Consider the following 25052-nt stretch of genomic DNA (forward strand, 5'->3'; position numbering starts at 1 on the left):
ATCGTGGGCGACTGCCGCGAGGTCATCGCCGACCTCCTGACCACGGTGCGCAAGCAGCAGGCCGAGGACGGTCTCACGCTCGACTTCGCCCCGTGGAAGGCGCAGATGCTGGGCATCAAGGAGCGCTATCCGGTCGGCTACGACAAGCCTGCCGCAGGATTGGCCCCCCAAACCGTCATCGAGCGCATCAGCGCGATCGCCGGTCCGCAGGCCACCTACACCGCTGGTGTCGGCCAGCACCAGATGTGGTCGGCGCACTACGTCGATTTCGAGCGTCCTCGGCAGTGGTTGAACTCCGGCGGCGCCGGCACGATGGGCTATGCGGTGCCCGCGGCCATGGGTGCCCAGGTGGCCCTGCCCGGCGAGGTCGTGTGGGCGATCGACGGTGATGGCTGCTTCCAGATGACCAACCAGGAACTGGCCACCTGCGCGATCGAGAACATCCCCATCAAGGTTGCGGTCATCAACAACTCCTCGCTCGGCATGGTGCGCCAGTGGCAGACGCTGCTGTACAACAAGCGCTACTCCAACACCGACCTCAACACCGGTCCGGAATCGATCGGTGCCCGTCGCATTCCCGATTTCGTCAAGCTGGCCGAGGCGTATGGCTGCGTCGGGCTGCGCTGCGAGTCCGAGGACGACCTGGACGCCACGATCGAGAAGGCGATGTCGATCAACGACCGTCCTGTCGTCATCGACTTCGTGGTCGAGCGCGACGCGATGGTGTGGCCCATGGTGCATGCCGGTACCAGCAACGATGCGATCCAGATCGCCCGCGATCTGGCGCCCGAGTGGGACGAGGAAGACCTGTGAACGAGCGCCAGCGAGTGAACCATCGAGCACTCGCAGTCCTGCCTGCGTACCGTGCACTTTTGACGCAGGAGGGACTGCGATGAGCACCCATACGTTGAGCGTGCTGGTCGAGAACACTCCCGGCGTGCTCGCGCGCGTCTCGAGCATGTTCATGCGGCGCGGATTCAACATTGACTCCCTCGCCGTGGGACCGACCGAGATTCCTGAGATCTCCCGCATGACGATCGTGGTCAATGTCGAGGAGCTGCCACTGGAGCAGGTGACCAAGCAGCTGAACAAGCTGGTCAACGTGCTCAAGATCGTCGAGCTCGAGTCCGGCAGCGCCGTCGAGCGCGAGCTCATGTTGATCAAGGTCAAGACCGATGCCCAGACCCGTGGACAGGTGCTGGAGACCGTCCAGCTGTTCCGGGCTAAGGTGGTCGACGTCGCCACCGACGCTGTCACCATCGAGGCGACGGGTGCCGCGGCCAAGCTGACCGCCATGTTGAACGTTCTCGAGCCGTTCGGCATTCGGGAGATCGCCCAGTCCGGCCGCGTGGCCATCGGTCGCGGCTCCCGATCCATCACAGACCGCACGATGCGCGCCGTTCCCGGAGCGCAGGCAGGCTGAACCCCCAGCCGGACCGCACCATCTTTTCACCCAAAGGAGACACCCTCGTGGCCGAGTTGTTCTACGACGACGACGCAGACCTCAGCATCATCCAGGGCCGCCATGTGGCCGTCATCGGGTACGGAAGCCAGGGTCACGCGCACGCGCTGAACCTGCGCGACTCCGGCGTCGACGTCCGCGTCGGCCTGCCCGAGGGCTCCAAGAGCATCGCCAAGGCAGAGGCGGAGGGCCTGCGCGTGTGCACCGTCGCCGAGGCGGTCGAGGAGGCCGACGTCATCGTCATCCTGGCGCCAGACCAGGTACAGCGTCACGTGTTCGCCGAATCGATCGAGCCCAACCTGGTCGACGGCGACGCGCTGGTGTTCTGCCACGGCTTCAACGTCCGCTTCGGATACATCGCACCTTCGCCGGGCATCGACGTCGTGCTCGTGGCGCCCAAGGCACCCGGTCACACGGTGCGCCGTGAGTTCGTCAGCGGACGTGGCATTCCGGACATCATCGCGGTGGAGCAGGACGCCAGTGGAACCGCATGGGACCTGGCGCTCTCGTACGCCAAGGCCATCGGCGGCACGCGCGCCGGCGTCATCAAGACCACCTTCACCGAAGAGACCGAGACCGACTTGTTCGGAGAGCAGGCCGTGCTCTGCGGCGGCGTCTCACACTTGGTGCAGGCCGGTTTCGAGACCTTGACCGAGGCGGGCTACCAGCCCGAGATCGCCTACTTCGAGGTGCTGCACGAGCTGAAGCTGATCGTCGACCTGATGTGGGAGGGTGGCATCGCCAAGCAGCGGTGGAGCATCTCCGACACCGCCGAGTACGGCGACTACGTGTCTGGTCCCCGGGTCATCGGACCGGAGGTCAAGAAGACCATGCAGACCGTGCTGGCCGAGATCCAGGACGGCACGTTCGCCAAGCGGTTCATCGACGATCAGGACGCTGGCGCCGTCGAGTTCAACCAGCTGCGTGAGAAGGAAGCCGGCCATCCGATCGAGACCACGGGCAAGGTGCTGCGCTCGCACTTCTCGTGGAAGCAGCAGGACACTGACTACGTCGAGGGTCAGGCTGGTCGCTGACCGTTCGATCTGCACCGTGTCGACGGCGTCACATCCCCACACGGGTGTGGCGCCGCTGGTGTGGGCGCTGGAACCAATATACCCCTGGGGGTATGCTCGCAGACAGGCCCGACCTCGAGAGGACATCTGATGGAGCTCAACTCCACGGACATGGAAGCTGTCGTGAGACGCCTCAATCGAGCCCAGGGCCAGATCGGCGGCATCGTCCGGATGATCGAGGAGGGTCGTGACTGCAAGGACGTGGTCACTCAGCTGGCGGCCGTGGCCAAGGCGCTCGATCGCGCCGGATTCGCGGTCATCGCGTCGGGACTGCGTGACTGCCTGACCGGTTCCGATCAACCCGACATGGACATCGCCGAGATGGAACGTCTGTTTCTGTCGCTCGCCTAGAGTCATTCACGATCAACTCAGAAGGAGCACCATGTGCCAACCAGTGACCTGCAGCCAGTGCGGCAAGACCACGTGGGCCGGATGCGGCCAGCACGTCGATGAAGTGATGGCAGGAGTGCCGAAGGCCAACCAGTGCCCCGGTCACGACGACCCCAACAACAACGGCTGGCTGGCGCGGATCCTGGGTCGCTGACCGCTCAGGCGATCATGTCGATTGCGGGTGCCGTCCCCGCAGTGGCTGTGCCTGACGAGACGCACTCCCACGCGAGCGACAGGCGCCGGACGGCCTCGGTCAGGACCTCGTGCGACTGGGTGAAGGGCAGTCGAAGATGGCGTTCACCCGCTGCGGGGGCACCGGGGAAGAATCGAGACCCCGCCGTCAACAGCAGGCCGTGATCGGTGCCGTCTGCGACCAGCGCGGTGCCGACGCGCTCGGGGAGGGTCAGCCACAGGTTCAGGCCACCGGTGGGACAGGTGGCCCGCATCTGCGGCAGCTGGATCGCCAGCTGCTCCAGCAGGTGGTCGCGGGCTGCGCGGGAACGGGCCCGCGATGCCGCCAACGTCTGTCCGCCGTCCTCGAGCAGCTCGCACAGGACCAGCTGGTCGAAGGCCGATGACCCAAGGTCGTCCATCATCCGTGCCTGCAGCAGCGGAACGATCGACGACTGCGGCGCGCGCAGCCATCCGACCCGCAGACCGCCCCAGTACGACTTGGAGGATGATCCGATCAGGATCGCCCGGGGATCGTAGGTGGCGAAGACCGGCGGCATCGCGATGCCGTCCAGATTCACATCACGCAGTGACTCGTCGACCACGGGGACCACGTGACGCCGACTCAGGGCACGGGCCCAGTGGCCGCGCTCGTGGTCGGCCATGACGGCACCTGTCGGATTGTGGAAGTCCGGCACGAAGTATGCCGCGTCGTGCCGACCGGCGGCCAATGCGTCGTCCAGCCCGTCCCACGGACGTTCGGACACCGGTAAAGCGCTCAGGCGTCCGACGCCAGCAGCGAATGCGTCGGCGCCGTGCGGATATGTCACCCCCTCGACGAGCGTGCGAGAGCCTGGTCGGGCGAGGGCCCGGGCGACCAGTGAGATTGCGCCCATCGCCCCGTTGGTCACGATGATCTGATCGGGATCGGTGGGTAGCCCCTCCTCGGTGTACCGGTCAGCCAACAAGCAGCGCAGCCGCGGCAGGCCGTCGGGGAGGTAGCCGGTGGTGGAGAGCAGTCCCGGTAGGCCCGCCGCAGCGACCTCGAAGGCACGAGCCAAGCCGGGCGGGCCGGGCCAGGCCGAGTACGTCATCGCGATGGTGTCGGAGTCGTCGGACATCGGCACCAGGCTGCTCGTCGACGAGGCGAATCGGGGGAGCGCGACCGTGTTTCCCGAACCTTGTCGCGATCGGGTCAGGCCGGCGGCGCGCAGCTCGGCGTACACCCGCGCACTGGTGGTGCGGCTGACGCCGAGGGCGGCGGCCAGGTCCCGCTCGGACGGCAGCCGACTGCCGTCGGCGACCCGTCCATCGACGATCATGAGCCGAAGCCGGTCGGTGATCTCACGGTAGGCAGGACCACGATCGTCCATCGGCCCCAGGAGGTCGGCCAGACGTCGGGCGGACAGAGCAGGCATGAGGCCAGTGAATCACAATTGGATATTTTCCACGAGGCCACTTCGAGTCAGACTGGACCCATGATGATTTTACGATTGGCGCAGCTGAACGTCGGGCTGTTCCTGTACGGCTTCACCATGGCGATGCTGGTCGAGTCGACGCTCGGCCTTGACCCGTGGGACGTGTTTCACGAAGGGGTGGCGACCCGGGTCTCGCTGACCTTCGGCCAGGTCGTCATCGTCACGGGTGCGGTCGTCCTGCTGCTGTGGATTCCCTTGCGTCAGCGACCGGGCATCGGCACGGTGCTGAACGTGATCGTCATTGGTCTGGCGGCTGATTTCGGTATCTGGTTGATCGTGCAACCCGATGATCTGGTGCTGCGGATGTTGCTCCTCGCGGGAGGAGTGGTCGGCAACGGACTGGCCGGTGCCCTCTACATCGGCGCTGCGCTCGGCCCTGGCCCCCGGGACGGGCTGTGGATCGGTCTCGTGCGTCTGACCGGCCGCAGCATTCGGCTGTGGCGCACCGTCATCGAGGTCACCGTGCTGGTGGTCGGCTTCATCCTCGGTGGCACCGTGGGCGTGGGCACCGTGCTCTACGCCCTCGCGATCGGCCCTCTCGTCCAGTTCTTCCTCGGCATCGTTCCGGGGCCGGAGCGCGCCAGTCGTCAGCGGCGCGTGGCGATGATCAGCGAGGCGTAGGGGTCGATCAACATCTCGACTGCTGCGAAGCGCTCGTCGGTGAGCCAGCGCTCGCGCACTGAATCGACCTGACCGTCGACGATCGGTGGCCAGAAAGCTGACGGGACGAAGTCGTCGAGCACCACGATGCCGCCGGTCTCGAGCAGATCGGCGAGAACATCAATCTCCTCCATGACCTCACGCACATCGACGAAGAGCATCGAGAACGGTGCGTACTGCTCCAGCGTGGACCAGTCTCCGGCGACGACGTCCACGTTGTCGATGGCGGCGAAGATGCGTTGCGCGTCCTCAGCCAGTGATGGGTCCAGCTCGGCGCTGACGACCCGTGACTGCTTCGATGCACCGCTGGACAACCAGGCTGATCCCACGCCACATCCGGTGCCGAGCTCGGCCAGGGTTCCGGTGCGCGAAGCTGCCAAGGCCGCCAGCAATCGGCCCGTCTCGTGGCGGATCGAGGTGATGAATCCTCGCTGGCGCGACAGGTCGAGCGTGGCTGACACCAGGGCAGGAACTTCGGCCGGCGCGCTCATGCGGCCAGTCTGTCATGGACACGGCAGGGGTCTGGGTCTACGCTGTGGTCACCATGCGGAAGATGCTTGTCGTACTCATTGCTCGCCGCGGCGGGGCCTCCTAGGGCCATATCCCTGCCGCGGTGTTTGTCGATGACGCCACAAGCCTGGTGTCACCAGGTGGCCCGACAGCTCGCCGCAGGGCTCTCGATCACGATCTGATCACGTCTCCTGTTTCGCTGTCCGGACGATCTCCGGTGCGACGTCGGTGTGCTGTCGGCCACCGCCCGCACCCGATCACCCGTCCCGACAGGAGCAGCACCATGTTCGAACCCCAGGTCCAACCCACGACCCACCTCGAGTGGGGTCCAGCTCACCTGCGCGATGACGCGCCGGTGCTCGACATCGAGCCGACCGACCGTCCAGACGACAACTGAGACCCCTCTAGGATCGACGCATGCCACAGACCACCTCGTACTCCCTCGCCGTCGTTGCCGGTGACGGCATCGGCCCTGAAGTGACCTCCCAGGCACTCGCGGTGCTCGACGTCGTTGCCGCCCAGCACGACCTGTCATTCGCCCAGACGGAGTACGACCTCGGGGCGCGCCGCTATCACGCCACGGGGGAGACCCTCCCGGAGTCGGTCCTGGCCGAGATGCGTGGGCACGACGCCATCATGCTGGGCGCCATCGGGGATCCCTCCGTGCCGTCTGGCGTGCTCGAACGAGGACTGCTGCTGCGGCTGCGGTTCGAGCTCGACCACTACGTCAACCTGCGTCCCTCCCGGCTGTTCCCGGGCGTGCCGACCCCGCTGGGCAACCCCGGCGAGGTCGACTTCGTCGTGGTCCGCGAGGGCACCGAGGGTCCGTACGTCGGCAACGGTGGCGCGATTCGCGTCGGCACCCCCCACGAGATGGCGACCGAGGTCAGCGTCAACACGCGATTTGGCGTCGAGCGGGTCGTTCGCGACGCCTTCGCTCGGGCGCAGGCCCGGCCACGCCGCAAGCTGACGCTGGTGCACAAGAACAACGTGCTGGTGCACGCCGGCCACCTGTGGACCCGCACCGTCGACGCGATCGCCACGGAGTTCCCAGAGGTCGCGGTCGACTATCTTCACGTCGATGCTGCCACCATCTTCCTCGTGACGGATCCGGCTCGATTCGACGTGATCGTGACCGACAACCTGTTCGGCGACATCCTCACCGATCTGGCGGCCGCGATCACCGGAGGCATTGGATTGGCAGCCAGTGCCAACATCAATCCCGACCGCTCGGTGCCGAGCATGTTCGAGCCGGTCCACGGTTCGGCCCCTGACATCGCCGGTCAGTCCGTCGCGGACCCCACCGCCGCGATCTTGTCCGGATCGATGCTGCTGGAGCATCTCGGACATCCCGTGGCGGCCGCTCAGATCGCGGAGGCCGTCGAGGCCGACCTGGCAGCTCGCGCAGGGACTCGCAGCACCGAGCAGGTGGGTGAGGCGATCGCGGCGCGGGTGGCCGAGAAGGTGTCGGTGTCATGACCATCACGCCGTTCGCCGCTCGCTTCGAGGCGAATCCGCACGCCAAGTCCGACGCAGAGCGGGAGGCGATCCTTGCCGACCCCGGGTTCGGCACGCATTTCACCGACCACATGTTCGTGGCCGACTGGACCCCCGATGAGGGCTGGCAGGACCCCCGCGTCGTGCCGTACGGCCCGATCACGCTCGACCCCTCGGCGGCTGTCCTGCACTATGCGCAGGAGATCTTCGAGGGACTCAAGGCCTACGCGCATGAGTCCTCGATCCAGCTCTTCCGCGCAGAGCAGAACGCGGCCCGCATGCAGCGATCGGCCCATCGGCTTGCGCTGCCCCCGTTGCCGGTCGACTGGTTCCTGGGATCGATCGATGCGCTCGTCCGGGCGGACCACACCTGGGTCCCCTCCGGTGGGGAGAGGAGCCTGTATCTCCGCCCGTTCATGTACGCGTCTGAATCGTTCCTCGGTGTCCGACCCGCCGCCAAGGTCACCTACAGTGTCATCGCCTCCCCGGCCGGCGCCTATTTCAAGGGTGGTCTGAAGCCGGTGTCGATCTGGCTGTCCACCACGTACACCCGCGCGGGCGCCGGCGGCACCGGAGCGGCCAAGTGCGGCGGCAACTACGCCGCCAGCTTGCTGCCGCAGCAGGAGGGCATCGCCCACGGCTGCGACCAGGTCGTGTTCCTCGACTCGATCGAGCAGACCTGGATCGAGGAGCTGGGCGGCATGAACTTGTTCTTCGTGCAGTCCGATGGCTCGATCGTCACGCCTGCGCTGACCGGTTCGATCCTCGAGGGCATCACGCGTGACAGCATCCTGACGCTCGCGGCCGATCTCGGCCACGACGTCACGCAGCGCCGGGTCAGCCTTGATGAGTGGCGCACCGGCGTCGCCGACGGGACCATCACCGAGATCTTTGCCTGCGGCACCGCGGCTGTCGTCACGCCAGTCGGTACCTTGCGCTGGGACGACGGCGAGGTCACCTGCGGCACGGGAGAAGCCGGCAAGGTCACGTCGGAGATTCGCTCCGCCTTGGTCGACATCCAGTACGGGCGCGCCGAGGACCGGCACGGGTGGTTGCGTCCGATCGCCGGACCACCGAGCGCGTAGCCTGTGGGGCATGTCGGTTGACGCAGTGGAATCAGACACCAACGCGGAATTTCGCACCGAGCACGATCTGATTGGCGACCGGGACGTTCCACTCCACGCCTACTGGGGAGTCCACACCCTGCGTGCACTGGAGAACTTCCCGATCACCGGTATCGAGATCGGCGTCAGCCCATATCTGGTGGGGGCCCTCGCTGCGGTCAAGGAGGCTGCGGCCACCGCCAATCACGATCTGGGGCTGCTCGACGACGAACGCTTCGCCGCGATCCGGGTCGCATGCGAGGAGATTCGTGCGGGTGCGTTTCACGACGAGTTCGTGGTCGACGTCATCCAGGGCGGTGCCGGCACGTCGTCAAACATGAACGCCAACGAGGTCATCGCCAACCGGGCGCTGGAGCTGATGGGCCACTCCAAGGGCGATTACCACGTGCTGCACCCCAACGAGCACGTCAATCTGAGCCAGTCGACCAACGACGTCTATCCGACTGCCGTCAAGATCGCGATCATCATGGCGACACACGCGCTGCTGGAGGCCATGGAGATCTTGGAGACCTCCTTCGCCGCCAAGGCCGACGAGTTCCACGACGTCCTCAAGATGGGACGCACGCAGCTGCAGGACGCCGTGCCGATGACGCTTGGCCAGGAGTTTCGCACCTATTCACTGATGATCGGTGAGGACCGTGCCCGGTTGTCCGAGGCGGTCCTGCTGCTGCACGAGATCAACCTGGGTGCCACTGCCATCGGGACCCAGCTCAATGCGCCAGCTGGCTACGTCCCGGTGGCGTGCAGCCACCTGACCCGTCTGACCGGGCTGCCGCTGGTCAGCGCCGTCGACCTGATCGAGGCGACCCAGGACTGTGGCGCGTTCGTCCAGCTGTCGGGCACGCTCAAGCGGGTCGCGGTCAAGCTGTCAAAGATCTGCAACGACCTGCGACTGCTCTCGTCGGGACCCCGGGCCGGTCTCAACGAGATCAACCTGCCGGCGGTGCAGGCCGGGTCGAGCATCATGCCGGGCAAGGTCAACCCCGTGATCCCCGAGGTGGTCAACCAGGTCGCGTTCCAGATCATCGGCCACGACATGACGGTCACGATGGCCGCCGAGGCGGGCCAGCTGCAGCTCAACGCCTTCGAGCCGGTCATCTGCTACTCCCTCTCGGCGGGGCTGTCTCGCATGCGGGAGGCAGTCCTGGTGCTCGCGACCCGCTGTGTCGACGGCATCACGGCCAATGTCGAGCTTCTGCGCAGCGAGGTGGAGAACTCGATCGGCCTGGTCACGGCGCTCAATCCGTACATCGGCTACGCCGCGGCCAACGACGTGGCCAAGGAGGCGCTCGCCACCGGACGTGGGGTGGCCGAGCTCGTCCTGGAGAAGGGACTGCTGCCGCCCGAGCAGCTGGCTGCGATCCTGCGGCCCGAGACGCTGGCCAATCTCGCGCCGCGTCCCTCCTAAGAACCGAACAAGTCTGCTGCCGGGTCGCCCACCAAGGTGAGCACCAGTTCGCCGGCGTGAAACGCGATCAGCAGGTCGGTGCTGCGCTCAGGCCCGGTCTGGTCGACCTGGTCGTCGTAAGCCAGCGCGATGTCGTGCAAGGTGACGGCGGCCGGCCCGACCGGGTCACGAGCGGGCCACTCGGTCAGCAGTCGTTGCGCCACCCCCAGGATCAGGGCGATCGATGGGGCCACGGCCTCGGGGTCGATGCCATCGAGGCGAAGCTCGGGCAGGCCGAACGTCTCAAGACCGCGGCTCGTCAGGCCGGCGGGGTCGACATCCACTGCGACCCATGCGGAAGCGGCGCTGCTGATCGGCCCGGTGACGATCCGGGGCACGGCGAGGTCGACGACCACTCCGTCGTGCTCGGCGGCGAAGGCGAGGGCGTCCTCGCGAGCCCGTCGGGCGGCCGATGCGGCGTCGACGGTGGAGGTCTCGGTCAAGAAGACGCGCGCATGAGCGCGCGCCTCGAGCCTGGCCACGTCATCAGCGCTGGCACCGAAACGACGTAGCAACGCACCGCCGGGAGCCGGAAAGTCCGCCGCACCGTCGACAGGTTCAGCTGTGAAGACCCCGTGCGCCGATTGGCAGCGGTCGGGGACCGGGATGAGCCGGTTCACGAGGGGAGATCGCCGACCTGGACCACGAGCTTGCCGAAGTTCGCACCGCGCAGCATGCCCATGAAGGCCTCCGGTGCCGCGCCGAGACCTTGCACGACGTCCTCGCGGTACGCGAGGGTGCCGTCGGCGACGAGCGGCCCAACCGTGCGATGGAAGTCGCCCAGGTGCGAGGAGAAGTCGGACTGGATGAAGCCCTGGATGCGCAGCCGCTTGCGAAGGACCGCTCCCATCAGCGCTGGCATCCGGTCGGGTCCGGCCGGGGCCTCGGTGTCGTTGTAGGTGGCGACGACCCCGCACACCGGAACGCGGGCGAAGTCGTTGAGCCGTCGCAGGACCGCGTCCCACACAGCACCGCCGACGTTCTCGAAGTACACGTCGATGCCGTCCGGCGTGGCCGCCTCGAGATCCTGAACGAACGTGGGGGAGCGGTGGTCGATCGAGACGTCGAAGCCGATGTCGTCGAGGTAGGCGCACTTGTGCGGGCCTCCGGCGATACCCACGGCGCGGGCGCCAGCACGCTGCGCGAGCTGACCGACCAGCGAACCGACCGGGCCCGTGGCCGCCGCGACGACGACGGTCTCGCCCGGTTTGGGCTGCCCGATCTCGGCCAGACCTGCGTAGGCGGTGAAACCGGGCATGCCCAGCACGCCCAGCGCGGTGGACAACGGGGCGCGGCTTGGATCGAGCTTGCGGATCGCTCGGGCCGACGCCACGGCGTGGGTCGACCAGGTCGAGAACGCGAGCACGACATCGCCCGGCGCGAAGTCGTCACTGCGGCTCTCGAGCACCTCGCACACGGTTCCGCCACCCAGCGGAGCATCCACCTCGTACGGCTCGGCGTACGACTTGGCGGCACTGAGGCGGCCGCGCATGTACGGGTCGAGGGAGAGGTAGATCGTGCGCAGCAGCACCTCGCCGTCGCCGGGTGACGGCATGGGGACGGTCTCGGTGCGAAAGTTCTCGGGGGTGGGCTCGCCGTGCGGCCGCGAGGCGAGCACGATCTGGACGTTGTGGGGCGTAGCAGTGTCGGCCATAGGTCGATGAGTCTAGACTGGCTTCCGTGAGCACCATCACGATCATCATTGACAGGCGCGCCGGGAACTGAGAACGACACCCGCCGCGCCGCCTCCCAGTTCCCGGGAGGCTTTTTTTGTTGAGCAACATCGAGCAAGGACATGACAGTGAGTACTGGAAACCAGAAGGTTGCGGACTTCCACGTCTATGACACGACGATGCGTGACGGCGCGCAGCAGGAGGGTCTGAACCTGTCGGTGCAGGACAAGCTGCACATTGCTCGGCACCTCGATGATCTCGGGATCGGCTACATCGAGGGTGGTTGGCCCGGCTCCAACCCGAAGGACACCGAGTTCTTCGCGCTTGCTGCCAAGGAACTCGATCTGAAGCACGCCACGCTGGCGGCGTTCGGTGCCACCCGGCGGCCCCACGTGGCGCCTGCCGAGGACCCGTTGATGGCCGCGTTGCGCGATTCAGGCGCCTCGGTCGTCACACTCGTCGCCAAGAGCCACGACAAGCACGTCGAGCTGGCCCTGCGCACCACGCTGGAGGAGAACCTCGCGATGGTGCGCGACTCCGTGGCCTACCTGATCGATGAGGGCCAGCGGGTGTTCGTCGATCTCGAACACTTCTTCAATGGCTATCTGGACAACCGCGACTACGCGCTGGAGGTCGTGCGCACTGCGGCCGAGGCGGGCGCCGAGGTGGCGGTGCTGTGTGACACCAATGGCGGGATGCTGCCGCACCAGGTCAGCGAGATCGTCGCCGACGTGCTGCTGAGCACAGGCGCGCGCCTCGGCATCCATGCCCACAACGACACCGGCTGCGCCGTCGCCAACTCGATGGCCGCGGTCCAGGCTGGCGTCACCCATCTGCAGGGATGCATCAACGGCTACGGAGAACGCACCGGCAACGCGGACCTCGTCACCTGCGTGGCCAACCTGGAGCTCAAGCTCGCCAAGCCCGTGCTGCCCGAGGGACGGCTGGCCGACGCCACCCGGATCTCACACGCCATCTCCGAGATCACGAACTACCCACCGCACGCGCGGCAGCCCTACACGGGCGTGTCGTCCTTCGCCCACAAGGCCGGCTTGCACGCCAGCGCCATCCGGGTAGATCCCAACTTGTACCAGCACATCGACCCCGCACTGGTTGGCAACGACATGCGCCTGCTGGTCTCGGAGATGGCCGGTCGCGCCACCATCGAGCTCAAGGGCAAGGAGCTCGGCTTCGATCTCGCCGCTGACCCCGCGCGGCTCGCCCGCGTGACCGACACGGTCAAGCGCATGGAACAGGAGGGCTACACCTTCGAGGCAGCCGACGCCTCGTTCGTGCTGCTGCTGGCCGAGGAGATGGAGGGCAGGCGTCCGTCCTTCTTCGAGCTGGAGTCCTGGCGGGTGTCCGCCGAGTCGAACCGAGGGTCGGCCGCGCTGTCGGAGGCCACGGTCAAGCTGCACGCCGGTGGCGAGCGCTTCGCGGTCGTGGGCGAGGGCAACGGGCCGGTCAATGCGCTCGACCACGCGCTGCGCCAGGCGATCGAACGGGTTTACCCCGACGTCGCCCGGTTCCACCTGATCGACTTCCGCGTGCGAATCCTCGATCAGGGCCACGGCACTGATGCCATCACGCGCGTGCTGATCGAGACGTCCGATGGCAAGGACTCGTGGGTGACGGTGGGGGTGGGTGCGAACATCATCGAAGCTTCGTGGCAGTCCATGGTCGACGCCTTCACCTACGGACTTCGCCATCACGGAGTGGAACCGCTCACCGGCTCATGACTTCACGATCGCGCAGGCGTCTCGGGATCACCATGATGACCCCGGTGGTCATCACGGTGTTGATTGCCGCTGGGCTCGGAGCTTTCATCGTGGTGCAGAGCCAACAGCAGTCCGAGCAGCTCGAGCAGGCCGACGCGGTGGCAGCTGACTATCTCAGCGCCGTGGCGATGTTTCGCGCCGGTGTGGTGAAGGCCGTCAAGAAGCCCGACCCGGAATCGCCCCAAGCGATCCGCAAGGCCTTGATCGCCGCGATCGATGAACCGCCGGTCTTGGCCGAAGCCAATTCCTTTGGGATCGAGAATTCCACCGCATACATGCTGGCCGAAGAGGTCGAGGCTGGTCTGCTCGAGCCCTACCGGGAGGTGAGCGCGGAGCTGAAGCGGGCCAGCGTCGCCCTCGCCTACGTCAAGACTGCGCGCGAGGTCCTCGACATGCGGATCACTGACTACGTCACCTCCACCACCCTCTCGGACAGCGTCGAGCTGCGGTCCACGCTGATTCCAGCGTTCGTGTCCGCTCGGGAGCGACTTGCGGCGGCGACCGTGCCGAAGGGCCAGGAAAAGCTCGCTGCCACGGTCGACGCGGCCGTTCAATACCTGATCGACCAGGCCAGCACACTGGCCAGCAGCATCGACGACAGGCGCAACTACTCCTTCACCTACGCGTCTCAGTTCGAGGTTGCCATCACGGCGGTCGAGGACTACGCCACCAAGGTCACCGGCGACCTGACCGAGTCGCTGAACGAGCTAGAGGATCTCTAGCCGGGGCTGGAGCGTTGCCAAGCCCGCAAACTCCCAATTCACCTAGTAGTCCGCCGGTTGAAAACCTCTGACCCTAGATGCTGAGATCGTGGGTCATGCGAAGCTGCTCAAAGCATCCCTACCCGGATCAAACCTCGGCTCGGGAGGCTCTGTTGAAGATTCGGGAGAAGTGGACTGGGGGATCGAAGAAGGTTCCTGTGCGCGTGTATCCGTGCGACTCATGCGTCAGCTGGCATGTCACGTCGAAGCCGAACAAAGGTCGGAAGCCTCCGTGGGATCATGACCCAAACTGGACACGGCCCAAGCCAGCAAAGGGTGCGTAGGCGCTAAGCCCGCATGTGTTGACCCAGCAGGTGGTCGACAGGCCTGATGGCCGCCGGACTGGGGTGGTCAGGCGGCTCGGACGAAACTGGTTCGTCGTCGTCGGCGTAGGGGGCGGCCGGAGCGGGTGGTGAAGGTGAATCCGTCGGCAGCGTTGCCGGCGATGTGGAGTCGGCCACGGTGCAGCAGATGGTGGCAGCGGCTGCACAGTCCGACCAGGAGGTCGAGGTCGGTGGTGCCGCCGAGGGACCACCAGATGACGTGATGGATCTCCAGGTGGGTGTGGTGGCAGCTGGGGGTGGCGCAGACACCAGTCTGACGGGCGATCACGGAGCGTCGTTGCAGCTGGTTGGGTTGGTAGCGCTCGCGTCCAGCGTTCAGGACCTGCGCTTGGCGGGTGCCGCCGTCGGTCTTCATCAAGAAGGCGGTGAAGTCGGAGACGCACGCGAAGTACATCAGCAGGTTCGGCCCGATGGCGCCGTGCCCGGCCAACGTGGCGGGCTCGACCGGCGGCATCGGCTTGGGGAGGTATCCGGGGTGCTGGTCGGCGTGCTGGACGTGTTCGGCGGCGGCCTGCAATGTGTCTGCGTCCACGAAGACCGACATGTGGGGCTTGATGCCCTTGTCTGATGGCAAACCGTTGCCCAGGATCGAGGTCAACAGGTGGTCCAGACCCTGCACGCGGCGTTGCGATCCGGTGCGGGTGTCCTCGGCATCGTGGGGTGCGGAGACCGAGTCGATGACCTTCTTCAGCTTGGCACCGGTGGTGGTGCCCAGGAACCCGTGGACGTGCCAGCCGTCGGGGACGGCGTTGACGGCGAAGTCTTCCTTGTCCATGCCCTTTTCCCACGCGTCGTCAAGATCTTCGGGGTGGGTCACGTCCTTGAGGTGCTTGACGGCCTCGAACAGCTCACCAGGGTCGTGCTCGAGAGCAACCGTGACGAACACGTCCTCGAACTCGCGCATTGTGGTCAGACTGACGTGTCTGATGCCGTAGACGAAGACGCGAACATGCGCGGCGCTGATGCGGCCAGCGGTGGCAGCGTCAGCCACCAGTGACAGCTCATCGAGGGCGGACACATTGCGGACCAAGGCGGTGGCCTGGCCGGCGTTGAGTCGCAGCTCGTTGCGGACCCACGCGTTCAGAGTCGACGCACCATCGAGCTCGTGGTCGCGGCTGATCTGCAGCTCGGACAACGCCAATGCCTTCGCGGCATCGAGAGCGTCCTGGGCCACCTGGATCGCACGAGCACGTTCACGAGCATCGCCAGACCGAAGAGCCTGCGCAGCGGTGCGCATCGCGTCGATGGTGGGCTCGGGATCCATGTTTCTACTTTACTCGAATACACGTTCGAACACAAGAGAAATTCCTTGATATTTCAGGTTGTTTCGTTGCAGATTGACTGTCTGAGGTTCGTGCAACGATGGCTCTGCGGGACTGTGTCGGCGCCCGTGCCAGATCATGCTGGACGTAGGGTCACGTCATGACCAAGCCTGCGCTCGACCCCGCCCGCTGGACCCCACCGCCGGCTGACCCACCCGGCAGTCCGACGCCACTGGGGGAGATGCGCGTGTACGACACGTCGGGCTTCGGGACCGAGGACGTGCTGATCCGCGAGGACGGCCAGATTCTGACCGGCGTCAACGACGGTCGCATCCTGGCGATCGATCCGGATTCGGGTGCTGAAATGGTGTTTGCCGACACTGGCGGTCGTCCGCTGGGGATCGAGCATCACCCGGACGGCGGGTACGTCGTGTGCGACTCGACGCATGGTCTGTTGCGGATGTCGGCCGACGGGGTGATCGGGGTGCTGGCCGACGGCTTCGAGGGCATGCCATTTCGCTTCTGCAACAACGCCGCCACCGCGCAGGACGGCACCATCTACTTCACCGACAGCTCGGCGAGATTCGGCTTCGAGCACTTCCGTGGCGACCTGCTGGAGCACCGCCCGACCGGTCGGCTGTTCCGTCGCGACGTCGACGGCACGCTCACCGTGCTGCTGGACGGACTGGCGTTCGCCAACGGCGTGGCACTGGCCCCGGACGAATCCTTTCTGATCGTGGCCGAGACCGCCGGCTACGCGCTCCAGCGCTGGTGGCTCACAGGCGATCGCGCCGGGACCGCCGAACCCTTCGGGGGCGTGCTCCCTGGCTTTCCGGACAACATCGCCACCGGCGAGGACGGCAACGTCTGGGTGGCCCTGGTGTCGCCCCGGGACAAGATCTTGGACACCCTGCTGCCCAAGGCCCCGTGGCTCCGCAAGGTGGTCTGGTCGTTGCCTGATCGGCTCCAGCCACAGGCCAAGCCGCTGATCCACGTGCAGGCCTACGGTCCAGACGGCTCGCTGGTGCACGACATGGCCGGGCAGAACGACCGGTTCGGCATGCCGACCGGCCTGCGACAGGTGGGCCACACCGTGTGGATGGGCAGCTTCGAGCAGACCACGATCGCGCGCTTCGACCTCCCTTGATCTCGCGTGGTGGATTGACGCCGATAGACTGACAGGCATGGTCGACGAGAGGAACGAGACACCGGTGAGCGTCCTCGCGGGACTCACCGGGCCGGCGGACCTGCGCGATCTGGATGCCGACCAGCTCACGCGCCTCGCTGCTGAGATCCGAAGCCTGCTGATCAGCGCGGTGGCCTCCAACGGTGGTCACCTTGGTCCCAACCTCGGCGTGGTCGAGCTCGGCATTGCCATCCATCGGGTCTTCGACTCGCCGCGCGACCGGGTGGTGTGGGACACCGGACACCAGTCCTACGTGCACAAGATGTTGACCGGCCGGGCCAGTCAGTTCACCTCGCTGCGCACCGAGGGCGGTTTGTCGGGCTACCCCAGCCGGGCCGAGTCCGTGCACGACTGGGTCGAGAACTCACACGCCTCGACGAGCCTGTCCTACGCCGATGGCATGGCCAAGGCCAATCAGCTGCTCGGCAAGCCCGATCATGTCGTGGCGGTCATCGGCGACGGCGCGATGACGGGCGGCATGGCGTGGGAGGCACTGAACAACATCGCGGCCGACCAGGATCGCCGCCTGGTCGTCATCGTCAACGACAACGGTCGCTCGTACACCCCCACCGTCGGCGGGCTGGCCAACCGCCTCACCGTGATCCGGACCAATCCTCGCTACGAACCCACGCTGAGCGCCATCAAGGAACGCCTGAATCGCTCCGGTCGGGTCGGGCCCGTGGCCTACGGCGCCTTGCACGCCGTCAAGAAAGGCGTCAAGGACGCGCTGGCGCCGCAGGGCATGTTCGAGGACCTCGGCCTGAAGTACATCGGTCCGGTCGACGGCCACGATCGCGTTGCGCTTGAACACGCTCTGGCGCAGGCAGAACGTTTCGAGGGACCGGTGCTGGTGCACGTCATCACGACCAAGGGCCAGGGTTACGACATCGCCGTCGCCAACGAAAACGATCAGATGCATCAGTCGGTGCCCTTCGACCCCGAAACCGGAGACGCCATTGCCGTGGCGCCGGCCGGCTGGACGTCGGTGTTCCGCGACGAGATCGTGCGCATCGCGGACGAACGGCCCGATCTGGTCGGCATCACGGCCGCGATGATGTACCCGGTCGGGCTGGACGCCTTTGCCGAGAAGTTTCCAGATCGCGTCTTCGACGTCGGCATCGCCGAGCAGCACGCCGTGACCAGCGCGGCCGGCATGGCTCTCGGCGGTCTGCACCCGGTCGTCGCGGTCTACGCCACCTTCATCAACCGGGCATTCGACCAGGTTCTGCTCGACGCTGCGCTGCACCGGTGCGGGGTCACGTTCGTGCTCGATCGAGCCGGCGTCACCGGCGATGACGGCGCGAGCCACAACGGCATGTGGGACATGTCGCTGCTGCAGATCGTCCCGCGCCTGCATCTGGCGGCCCCGCGCGACGGCACCCGCCTGCGCGAGCTGCTCCGCGAAGCTGTGGCCATCGATGACGCGCCGAGCGTCGTTCGATTCCCCAAGGGCGCGGTGTGTGCCGACATCGAAGCGATCGATCGGCTCGGGGGAGTCGACGTGCTGTCGCGCGACGACCAGACCGATGTCCTGATCGTCGCCGTCGGGGCGTTCGCCGGTCTCGGCTGCGACACCGCGACCATCCTTCGCACCGCCGGACACGGCGTCACAGTGGTCGACCCGCGCTGGGTCAAGCCGGTCGATCCGGCGCTCGTCGACCTCGCGCGGGGCCATCGCCTGGTCGTGACGCTTGAAGACAACGGCATCCACGGCGGTGTCGGATCCGCCATCACCCAGACCCTGCGCGAGGCAGGAGTCGACACGCCGGTGCAGGTACGCGGCGTCGAGCAGGAGTTCCTCGACCACGCCAAGCGCGACGTCATCCTGAAACGACTCGGCCTGACCGCCGAGGCCATCGCAGCGCAGGCCGTCGCGGCCCTGTGACCTGCGCTTCGGCCTGCGGAATACCCACGACGCCTGAGAGGTTGTGATCGGTGATGAAGTTCTCCAGTAGACGCCAGAGCTCCGGTCCCGACGCGCCGCCCGAGGGCCCGGTGCTCGTGCACGTCCTGGACGGATTTCTCGGCGCTGGGTCAGCCTCGCGACTGGCCGCCTCGCAGCTCAGCTCCGGCGAGGGCGAGATCGTGCACGCCTACGACATCGACGCCATGTTCGACTACCGGGCACGGCGCCCCTCCATCAACTTCAGCGAGGACCGCTACGCCGACTACGACGAGCCGCGGTTGCACATCGTGCGCGAGCAGGACGCCGACGGCGCGCCCTTCCTGCTGCTGTCCGGTCCAGAGCCCGACTTCCAGTGGGAGCGGTTCGTTGCCGAGACCCACGAAGTCATCGAAGACCTCGGCGTCCCGTTGTCTCTCGGTCTGGGCGCCGTCCCGATGGGTGTGCCGCACACGCGTCCGCCGATGATCACCGCGCACGGCACCCGGCCCGACCTGGTGGATCGCAAGAACCTGTGGTCGGCTCAGGTCACCGTCCCCTCGTCGGCTCAGTCGCTGCTGGAGCTACGACTGGGTGAGTGGGGGCACGACGCGGCCGGGTATGTCGTGCACGTCCCGCACTACCTTGCGCAGATCGATTTTCCCGATGCCGCCTTGGCCCTGCTCGGGGCGCTCACCGATCGCACTGGTCTGGCCATTGACGACTCGCGGCTGCGCGAACGCCGAGATGCCACCCGAGCCGAGATCGAGCAGCAGATCCACGATCAGGGTGGCGAAGGCCTTCTCGAGGGCCTCGAGGAGCAGTACGACGCCTTCACCCGTGGTGCGGCGGAATCCCTGCTGGCCGCTGACGACGATCTGCCCAGCGGCGATGAGATCGCCGACCAGTTCGAGCAGTTCCTTGCCCGCCAGGAGGGCAAGGACGACCAGTAGGCTGGCTGCGTGCCTGCCTCACTCGATGAAGTCGTCCGCCTGCTCGACCTCGAGAAGCTGGAGGAGGGCTTGTTCCGCGGCTCCCAGCCGATCGAGAGCGATCTTTCCCGGGTGTTCGGCGGCCAGGTGGCCTCCCAGGCGCTGATGGCCGCCCAGCAGACCGTGCCGGACGACCGTCACGTGCACTCGCTGCACCTGTACTTCATTCTCGGCGGCGATCCGAGCATCCCGATCGTGTACGACGTCGAGAACGTCCGCGACGGGCGGTCGTTCACGACACGTCGCGTAGCGGCTCGCCAGCACGGCGAGATCATCTTCTACATGACGGCGTCGTTTCAGGTCGACGAGCCAGGCTGGGACCACCAGGACCTCATGCCGGACGTTCCGTCGCCTGCGGAGTCCACCACGATGGATGAACTCATCGCGAGCTTCAGTCCCACCGCGGCCGACCGCTGGAAGCGCGAGTGGTCGTCCTTCGACGTTCGCTATGTGGGCGACAACCGCGCCGAGGACGATCCGCAGCGCCAGCTGGTGCCAGCTGTTCAGCGACTGTGGTTTCGGGCCGACGGAACGCTGCCGAAGTCCCGCCATGTGCACAATGCGGCGTTCACCTACATCAGCGACCTGAGTCTGCTGGGCGCCAGCCTCGTGCCGCACGGTCAAGTCATCGGGTCGCCACAGGTCCAACCGGCTTCGCTGGACCACACCATCTGGTTCCACCGCCCCATCGCCGCCGATGAGTGGCTCCTGTACGACCAGACGTCGCCCTCGGCTTCTGGCGCCCGCGGCCTCAGCACTGCGCGCGTCTTCTCCGCCGACGGCACCCTCGTCGCGACGGTCGCTCAGGAGGGCCTGATCCGTCGCGTCACCCAGCAGTAGCTTCGATCTGGCGGGTCAGGCTGCGGGCGTGACCTGACCGACCAGATGCGTCGACGCCTTCTTGACGCCGACGACGCCGAAGGTGGTGGTGTCACCGGACTTCTCGGAGCCGAATGCCACCGTGCTGGGCAACAGGATCGGCTTCTGGAACTCCACGTCGACGGTGTAGGCCTCAGGCAGTCTGCTCTGCAAGGTTGCCAGGCAATTGGCCTTGGTCCACATGCCGTGCGCGATGTTGGACGGGAAGCCGAACGCCTTGGCCGTCAACGGGTACAGGTGAATCGGGTTGCGGTCGCCCGATACCGCGCCGTAGCGACGGCCCAGGTCGCCGGGAAGCTTCCACTGCACGGCACCGTCCGGCGCCTCGACGCCGTGCAGAGGCGCCGTGGACACCTCGGCCCCACCACCTCGGCCGCGCGAGAACAACGTCGTGATCTCGCGCCACACGGCGTCGCCACCGATCGACACGTCGGTGACCAGATCGATCAGATGACCTTTGGGGTGCGGACGCAGGTCCGCTGCGCGCACCGCGACGTCGAAGGTCTCGTCCGCCGTGATCGGGCGCAGCTGGGTGATCGAGTTGCGGAGGTGCACCAGGCCCATCGGGGCAAAGGGGAACGCCGTGTCGGTCATCAGCGTCAGGTGCAGGCCGAATGCTGCCATGTGCGGATACGTGGCTGGCAGAGCCGGATTCGGACCGAAGCCGCAGACCTCGCGGTAGGCCGCCAGATGGGCGGCGTCGGTGCGGACACCGCGCCGTTCGAGCACGACGTCAGGCTCGTTGCCGCGCTGGTGCCGGATGCCGGGCAGGCCGCCGACCACGGGGAGGGCGGGCAGCACGGCCTTGAGCATCAGGGGCAGTGTCGATGGCGCACTGGTGAAGGTGCGCGTGCGCGCGGTCATGAAGCGCCGATCAGCATCTGGCCGTTGACCCCGATGACGTTGCCGCTGACTGCAGCGGATCCGGGGTTGGCCATCCAGGCGATGGCCTCGGCCACGTCGACGGGCAGTCCGCCCTGCGACATCGAGTTCATCCGGCGGCCCGCCTCACGCAGGCCGAGCGGGATGGTCTGGACCATCTCGGTCTCCATGAAGCCGGGGGCGATGACATTGGCGCGAATGCCGTCCTGGGCTGCACGGTCGGCCAGCGACTGGATCCAGCCGATGACCCCGGCCTTGGCCGACGCGTAGTTGGTCTGACCGTTGTTGCCGGCGATGCCCGCGATGGACGCGATGCCGACGACGAGGCCGCCCTGGTTGATCAGCTTCTGATCCAGCAGGTGATCGGTGATGCGCTGCGGTGCGCCGACGGAGATGTCGACCACGAGCTGCCAGTTCTCGGCCTTCATGTTGCGCAGTCGCTTGTCGCGGGTGATCCCCGCGTTGTGCACCAGGATGTCGACGGCGCCGTGATGCTTCTTGATGTGCGCCGCGATGATCGCGGGAGCGTCGTCCGCGGTGATGTCTCCGACGATGAAGTCGCCACCGAGCTCCTCGGCCAGCGCCTTCAGATCGTCCTGCAGCGGCGGCACGTCAAGACCGATGACGGTGGCGCCGTCACGGGCCAAGGTGCGCATGTCGGCCTCGCCGAGTCCGCGGGAAGCGCCTGTGACGAGGGCGATCTTGCCAGCGAGCGGCTTCTGCAGGTCCTTGACCGCAGGTGCCGTGATGATTCCGGTGGCGCCGACGCGGATGACCTGGGCCGACACGTAGGCGGACTTGGGGGAGAGAAAGAATCCGAGTGTCGACGCGAGCGCCTTCTCGGCACCCTTCGACACGTAGACGAGGTTGACGGTGGAGCCAGCCCCGACCTCCTTGCCGAGCGAGCGTGTGAAGCCTTCAAGTGCGCGTTGAGCGATCGTCGCGCCTTCGGTGGTGGCTTCGTCGACGGCACCGCCGACCACGACGATGCGCCCGCACGACGCCAGATTGCGCAGCACCGGCGTGAAGAACTCCTGCAGGGCGATCAAGCCTTCGGCCGAGTCGATGCCGGTGGCGTCAAAGACGAGCCCCTTGTACTTCTTGGTCGGCGCGGCGACGGTGGTCGAGGTGATGCCATCAGCCTTCAGGGCAGCGGTGAGCGACGGGCCCAGCGTGCTGCCGGTGGCGGCTCCGACGAGGACCGTGCCCTTGACCAGCGGATCGCCCGCGCTCCACCGTTCGAGGAACGGCGGATTCGGCAGTCCCAGGTTCTTGACGAGGAACTTCCCGATCGGGTTGTGGGCGAAGGACTGGTAGTTGTCTGACACGGTGTGTCCTATCTCTCGAATACCATCGGTATCTGAAATGCTTGTCTGACTGTAACCTCGTGCCATACGCACCGTCCACCTGCGTGGACGAGGCGTGGATCACGTCCACCGTAGTCACACCGGGGACCCCAGTCCTGACAACGAGGAGCATCACATGGCCGGCACGACTCCCGCCAAGAAGACCACCCCCGCCAAGAAGACCACGGCGGCGAAGAAGACCACCCCCCAGAAGACGTCGCCCGCGAAGGTGGCCGCGAAGGAGCCGACCGCCAAGCCGGCTGCCCGCTCCAGCAGGCCCGCCGAGCAGGTCCGCCGCGTCGCCATCATCGGCGGCAACCGCATCCCCTTCGCTCGGTCGAACTCGGTCTACACCGATGTCTCCAACCAGGAGATGCTCACCGCTGCCCTCGACGGACTCGTCGAGCGCTTCGGACTGCAGGGCGAACGCGCTGGCGAGTTTGCTGCTGGCGCGGTGCTCAAGCACAGCCGCGACTTCAACCTGGCGCGTGAGTCGGTGCTCGGCTCGCTGCTGTCGCCCGACACCCCGGCCTACGACATCCAGCAGGCGTGCGACACCGGCATCCAGGCCACGGTGCAGGTGGCGAACAAGATCGCGCTCGGCAAGATCGACTTCGGCATCGCTGGCGGCGCCGACACCACGTCTGACGCGCCCCTGGCCGTCGGCGACAAGCTGCGCAAGATCCTGCTCGAGGCCAACCGTGCCCGGGACAACAAGGGCCGACTGGCCGCACTCGCCAAGATTCGCCCGGCGTACCTCGCCCCGGATCAGCCGCAGAACTCAGAGCCCCGCACCGGGCTGTCGATGGGCGACAGTCAGGCCCTGACGACCAAGGAGTGGGGCATCACGCGCGAGGCACAAGATGAGCTGGCCGTCGCGTCACACCACAACCTGGCCGCCTCCTACGACGCCGGCTGGCAGGACGACCTCGTCACACCCTTCAAGGGTGTCGAGCGCGACAACAACATGCGCCCGGACTCCAAGCTGGAGAAGCTGGCGACCCTGAAGCCGGTCTTCGGCAAGAAGGACCCGGCAGCGACGATGACGGCCGGCAACTCGACGCCGCTGTCGGACGGCGCGTCCACCGTGCTGCTGTCGTCCGAGGCCGAGGCGGCCAAGCGCGGCTGGGATCCGATGGCGTACCTCGTCGACTACGAGACCGCGGCCGTCGACTACGTCAATGGCGGCGAGGGTCTGTTGATGGCCCCCGTCTACGCCGTGCCGCGCATGCTGGCTCGGCAGGGACTCACGCTGCAGGATTTCGACTTCTACGAGATTCACGAGGCCTTCGCCGCGCAGGTGCTCACCACGCTCGCCGCGTGGGAAGACGCCGAGTTCTGCAAGCAGAACCTGGGTCTGGACCTGCCGCTTGGTTCGATCGACCGCAGCAAGCTCAACGTCAAGGGCTCCTCGCTGGCCGCGGCACACCCGTTCGCCGCGACCGGGGGACGCATCGTGGCCAACCTCGCCAAGCTGCTGCACGAGAAGGGTTCGGGCCGTGGCCTGATCTCGATCTGTGCGGCCGGCGGCCAGGGCGTCGTCGCGATCCTCGAGGCCTGATCCAGGCTAACCGCGAGCAGCCGCTACCGCGCTGATGCGGGCGTAGCGCTTGATCTCGTCCAAGGACACGGAGTCCGCCACCGGCACGCCGAGGCGGGTTTCGTGCACCGAGATCTGCAGCCGAGCGAGGCTGATGATGCCGAGTGCCTGCGTGTACAGGAAGTTTGACAGCAGCACCGTGTCCGGCACGTCGAAGTCGCCAGCCTCGACACCCGCACCGAGCACGTCGACGACGTGAGTCAGGCTGGTCCACATCGCGTGGCCGAGACTGATCATGACGGATCGACCCACCTCCTCCATCAGCTCGTCGCCGGGGCGACGCAACAGGGTCAGTCCGCAGTCGACGAAGGCCGGGTTGGCGACGCCGAAGTCGATCATGGCGTCAGACAGGGCGCCGAGGCGGTCGGCGGGGGACCGGGTGGAGTCATCGGCAGCCTCGAGTGAGGACGTCAGCTCCATCAGGTACCCCACGAGGGCCTCGGCGAACAGCTCCTCCTTGCCGGTGAAGTGTCGATAGATGATGGCGCGATTGATACCGACCGCGCGTGCGATGTCCTCGATCTGGGCGTCGCGTGAGCCGCTGGCGTCGAACAGGGCCCGCGTGGCGGTGAGGATCTCCTGGCGTCGCGCCGAACGTCGATCCGCTGCCGTGGTCACGCCGTCGGTAGTCATCGAGCCACTGTAGAACGGCAGC

Annotated in this window: 24 protein-coding genes; 16 read left to right on the forward strand and 8 right to left on the reverse strand. The window is 66.7% G+C overall.

Translation table 11 applies throughout. From position 1 onward, the window contains the following. The 5 genes from WB508_RS07255 to WB508_RS07275 all read left to right on the forward strand — a co-directional run. Window positions 1-813 (forward strand): thiamine pyrophosphate-dependent enzyme (locus WB508_RS07255; RefSeq protein WP_423844215.1); only part of this gene is annotated, 813 nt, incomplete at its 5' end. Window positions 814-892: 79 nt separating this feature from the next. After that, window positions 893-1423 (forward strand): acetolactate synthase small subunit, encoded by a 531-nt coding sequence (ilvN, locus tag WB508_RS07260; protein WP_423844216.1) that lies wholly within the window; start codon window positions 893-895, stop codon window positions 1421-1423. Window positions 1424-1470: 47 nt separating this feature from the next. Next, entirely contained in the window at window positions 1471-2496 is a 1026-nt protein-coding gene (gene ilvC / locus WB508_RS07265) for a ketol-acid reductoisomerase (protein ID WP_423844217.1), read from the forward strand. A 129-nt stretch (window positions 2497-2625) separates the two neighbouring features. Then, the gene (locus WB508_RS07270) at window positions 2626-2886 is read left to right on the forward strand and encodes a metal-sensitive transcriptional regulator (RefSeq protein ID WP_423844218.1); all 261 of its coding nucleotides are present in this window, start codon (window positions 2626-2628) and stop codon (window positions 2884-2886) included. Between the two features lie 31 nt (window positions 2887-2917). Further along, window positions 2918-3079: a hypothetical protein gene (locus tag WB508_RS07275; RefSeq protein WP_423844219.1), complete on the forward strand. Its 162-nt coding sequence runs from the start codon at window positions 2918-2920 to the stop codon at window positions 3077-3079. A gap of 4 nt (window positions 3080-3083) precedes the next feature. On the opposite strand, the gene WB508_RS07280 is transcribed toward WB508_RS07275, so the two are convergent. Continuing rightward, complete coding sequence (locus tag WB508_RS07280; protein ID WP_423844220.1) at window positions 3084-4514, reverse strand: PLP-dependent aminotransferase family protein; 1431 nt, start codon at window positions 4512-4514, stop codon at window positions 3084-3086. 60 nt (window positions 4515-4574) lie between these two features. On the opposite strand from WB508_RS07280, the gene WB508_RS07285 reads away from it, so the two are divergent. Then, window positions 4575-5195 carry a YczE/YyaS/YitT family protein gene (locus tag WB508_RS07285; RefSeq protein ID WP_423844221.1) on the forward strand — a complete coding sequence of 207 codons (621 nt, stop codon included), beginning with the start codon at window positions 4575-4577 and terminating at the stop codon, window positions 5193-5195. Here the strand turns inward: WB508_RS07285 and WB508_RS07290 are convergent. Next, entirely contained in the window at window positions 5162-5725 is a 564-nt protein-coding gene (locus WB508_RS07290) for an O-methyltransferase (protein ID WP_423844222.1), read from the reverse strand. The two genes, WB508_RS07285 and WB508_RS07290, sit on opposite strands and share 34 nt — an antisense overlap. Window positions 5726-6161: 436 nt before the next feature. On the opposite strand from WB508_RS07290, the gene WB508_RS07295 reads away from it, so the two are divergent. Genes WB508_RS07295 through WB508_RS07305 form a run of 3 tightly spaced genes read left to right on the forward strand, consistent with a single transcriptional unit; the run spans window position 6162 to window position 9773 of the window. Next, window positions 6162-7223 (forward strand): 3-isopropylmalate dehydrogenase, encoded by a 1062-nt coding sequence (locus tag WB508_RS07295; protein ID WP_423844223.1) that lies wholly within the window; start codon window positions 6162-6164, stop codon window positions 7221-7223. After that, window positions 7220-8326, forward strand: coding sequence for a branched-chain amino acid aminotransferase (locus WB508_RS07300; protein ID WP_423844224.1), 1107 nt, complete (start codon window positions 7220-7222; stop codon window positions 8324-8326). The genes WB508_RS07295 and WB508_RS07300 overlap by 4 nt, the downstream gene beginning before the upstream one ends. 10 nt (window positions 8327-8336) lie before the next feature. After that, window positions 8337-9773 (forward strand): aspartate ammonia-lyase, encoded by a 1437-nt coding sequence (locus tag WB508_RS07305; RefSeq protein ID WP_423844225.1) that lies wholly within the window; start codon window positions 8337-8339, stop codon window positions 9771-9773. On the opposite strand, the gene WB508_RS07310 is transcribed toward WB508_RS07305, so the two are convergent. Together WB508_RS07310 and WB508_RS07315 are read right to left on the reverse strand one after the other, a co-directional pair. After that, window positions 9770-10432, reverse strand: a complete 663-nt coding sequence (locus WB508_RS07310) for a hypothetical protein (RefSeq protein WP_423844226.1) — start codon at window positions 10430-10432, stop codon at window positions 9770-9772. The genes WB508_RS07305 and WB508_RS07310 overlap by 4 nt on opposite strands. Then, window positions 10429-11466 carry an NADP-dependent oxidoreductase gene (locus WB508_RS07315; RefSeq protein ID WP_423844227.1) on the reverse strand — a complete coding sequence of 346 codons (1038 nt, stop codon included), beginning with the start codon at window positions 11464-11466 and terminating at the stop codon, window positions 10429-10431. The genes WB508_RS07310 and WB508_RS07315 overlap by 4 nt, the downstream gene beginning before the upstream one ends. 147 nt (window positions 11467-11613) lie before the next feature. Between WB508_RS07315 and cimA the strand changes: the two genes are divergently transcribed. Together cimA and WB508_RS07325 are read left to right on the forward strand one after the other, a co-directional pair. Beyond that, entirely contained in the window at window positions 11614-13224 is a 1611-nt protein-coding gene (gene cimA / locus WB508_RS07320) for a citramalate synthase (protein WP_423844228.1), read from the forward strand. Between the two features lie 32 nt (window positions 13225-13256). After that, entirely contained in the window at window positions 13257-13985 is a 729-nt protein-coding gene (locus WB508_RS07325; RefSeq protein ID WP_423844229.1) for a hypothetical protein, read from the forward strand. Between the two features lie 390 nt (window positions 13986-14375). Here the strand turns inward: WB508_RS07325 and WB508_RS07330 are convergent, their stop codons facing one another. Continuing rightward, window positions 14376-15632 (reverse strand): DUF222 domain-containing protein, encoded by a 1257-nt coding sequence (locus WB508_RS07330; RefSeq protein ID WP_423844230.1) that lies wholly within the window; start codon window positions 15630-15632, stop codon window positions 14376-14378. Between the two features lie 158 nt (window positions 15633-15790). Here WB508_RS07330 and WB508_RS07335 point away from each other — a divergent pair, with 158 nt between their 5' ends. The 4 genes from WB508_RS07335 to WB508_RS07350 are packed head-to-tail and all read left to right on the forward strand — an operon-like array spanning window position 15791 to window position 20530. Next, window positions 15791-16777 carry an SMP-30/gluconolactonase/LRE family protein gene (locus WB508_RS07335; protein WP_423844231.1) on the forward strand — a complete coding sequence of 329 codons (987 nt, stop codon included), beginning with the start codon at window positions 15791-15793 and terminating at the stop codon, window positions 16775-16777. A gap of 37 nt (window positions 16778-16814) precedes the next feature. Further along, on the forward strand, window positions 16815-18701 hold the full coding sequence (gene dxs / locus WB508_RS07340; protein ID WP_423844232.1) for a 1-deoxy-D-xylulose-5-phosphate synthase: 1887 nt from the start codon (window positions 16815-16817) through the stop codon (window positions 18699-18701). 53 nt (window positions 18702-18754) lie between these two features. Further along, on the forward strand, window positions 18755-19651 hold the full coding sequence (locus WB508_RS07345; RefSeq protein ID WP_423844251.1) for a PAC2 family protein: 897 nt from the start codon (window positions 18755-18757) through the stop codon (window positions 19649-19651). A gap of 9 nt (window positions 19652-19660) precedes the next feature. Continuing rightward, the gene (locus tag WB508_RS07350) at window positions 19661-20530 is read left to right on the forward strand and encodes an acyl-CoA thioesterase (protein ID WP_423844233.1); all 870 of its coding nucleotides are present in this window, start codon (window positions 19661-19663) and stop codon (window positions 20528-20530) included. Between the two features lie 15 nt (window positions 20531-20545). On the opposite strand, the gene WB508_RS07355 is transcribed toward WB508_RS07350, so the two are convergent. Together WB508_RS07355 and WB508_RS07360 are read right to left on the reverse strand one after the other, a co-directional pair. Beyond that, window positions 20546-21433 (reverse strand): MaoC/PaaZ C-terminal domain-containing protein, encoded by an 888-nt coding sequence (locus WB508_RS07355; RefSeq protein ID WP_423844234.1) that lies wholly within the window; start codon window positions 21431-21433, stop codon window positions 20546-20548. Then, a complete protein-coding gene (locus WB508_RS07360) occupies window positions 21430-22779 on the reverse strand; it encodes a 3-oxoacyl-ACP reductase (protein ID WP_423844235.1) in 1350 nt (449 codons plus the stop codon). The genes WB508_RS07355 and WB508_RS07360 overlap by 4 nt, the downstream gene beginning before the upstream one ends. Before the next feature lie 154 nt (window positions 22780-22933). On the opposite strand from WB508_RS07360, the gene WB508_RS07365 reads away from it, so the two are divergent. Then, complete coding sequence (locus tag WB508_RS07365; protein WP_423844236.1) at window positions 22934-24358, forward strand: acetyl-CoA C-acetyltransferase; 1425 nt, start codon at window positions 22934-22936, stop codon at window positions 24356-24358. Window positions 24359-24364: 6 nt separating this feature from the next. Here WB508_RS07365 and WB508_RS07370 read toward each other — a convergent pair whose 3' ends face one another. Further along, window positions 24365-25030, reverse strand: a complete 666-nt coding sequence (locus WB508_RS07370) for a TetR/AcrR family transcriptional regulator (protein WP_423844237.1) — start codon at window positions 25028-25030, stop codon at window positions 24365-24367. Window positions 25031-25052 lie beyond the last annotated feature (22 nt).

Origin of the sequence: Aeromicrobium sp. (genome assembly GCF_049586495.1) — a bacterium.
Taxonomy (GTDB): domain Bacteria; phylum Actinomycetota; class Actinomycetes; order Propionibacteriales; family Nocardioidaceae; genus Aeromicrobium.

Excerpts from the sequence above, each read along its gene's own strand:
- WB508_RS07330 (WP_423844230.1), bottom strand. The coding sequence starts at position 15,632 with ATGGATCCCGAGCCCACCATCGACGCGATGCGCACCGCTGCGCAGGCT.
- WB508_RS07300 (WP_423844224.1), top strand. The coding sequence starts at position 7,220 with ATGACCATCACGCCGTTCGCCGCTCGCTTCGAGGCGAATCCGCACGCC.
- WB508_RS07365 (WP_423844236.1), top strand. The coding sequence starts at position 22,934 with ATGGCCGGCACGACTCCCGCCAAGAAGACCACCCCCGCCAAGAAGACC.
- WB508_RS07335 (WP_423844231.1), top strand. The coding sequence starts at position 15,791 with ATGACCAAGCCTGCGCTCGACCCCGCCCGCTGGACCCCACCGCCGGCT.
- ilvN (WP_423844216.1), top strand. The coding sequence starts at position 893 with ATGAGCACCCATACGTTGAGCGTGCTGGTCGAGAACACTCCCGGCGTG.
- dxs (WP_423844232.1), top strand. The coding sequence starts at position 16,815 with ATGGTCGACGAGAGGAACGAGACACCGGTGAGCGTCCTCGCGGGACTC.
- WB508_RS07275 (WP_423844219.1), top strand. The coding sequence starts at position 2,918 with ATGTGCCAACCAGTGACCTGCAGCCAGTGCGGCAAGACCACGTGGGCC.
- WB508_RS07295 (WP_423844223.1), top strand. The coding sequence starts at position 6,162 with ATGCCACAGACCACCTCGTACTCCCTCGCCGTCGTTGCCGGTGACGGC.
- WB508_RS07315 (WP_423844227.1), bottom strand. The coding sequence starts at position 11,466 with ATGGCCGACACTGCTACGCCCCACAACGTCCAGATCGTGCTCGCCTCG.
- WB508_RS07270 (WP_423844218.1), top strand. The coding sequence starts at position 2,626 with ATGGAGCTCAACTCCACGGACATGGAAGCTGTCGTGAGACGCCTCAAT.
- WB508_RS07290 (WP_423844222.1), bottom strand. The coding sequence starts at position 5,725 with ATGAGCGCGCCGGCCGAAGTTCCTGCCCTGGTGTCAGCCACGCTCGAC.
- WB508_RS07280 (WP_423844220.1), bottom strand. The coding sequence starts at position 4,514 with ATGCCTGCTCTGTCCGCCCGACGTCTGGCCGACCTCCTGGGGCCGATG.
- WB508_RS07305 (WP_423844225.1), top strand. The coding sequence starts at position 8,337 with ATGTCGGTTGACGCAGTGGAATCAGACACCAACGCGGAATTTCGCACC.
- WB508_RS07355 (WP_423844234.1), bottom strand. The coding sequence starts at position 21,433 with ATGACCGCGCGCACGCGCACCTTCACCAGTGCGCCATCGACACTGCCC.
- WB508_RS07285 (WP_423844221.1), top strand. The coding sequence starts at position 4,575 with ATGATGATTTTACGATTGGCGCAGCTGAACGTCGGGCTGTTCCTGTAC.
- WB508_RS07325 (WP_423844229.1), top strand. The coding sequence starts at position 13,257 with ATGATGACCCCGGTGGTCATCACGGTGTTGATTGCCGCTGGGCTCGGA.
- WB508_RS07345 (WP_423844251.1), top strand. The coding sequence starts at position 18,755 with ATGAAGTTCTCCAGTAGACGCCAGAGCTCCGGTCCCGACGCGCCGCCC.
- WB508_RS07370 (WP_423844237.1), bottom strand. The coding sequence starts at position 25,030 with ATGACTACCGACGGCGTGACCACGGCAGCGGATCGACGTTCGGCGCGA.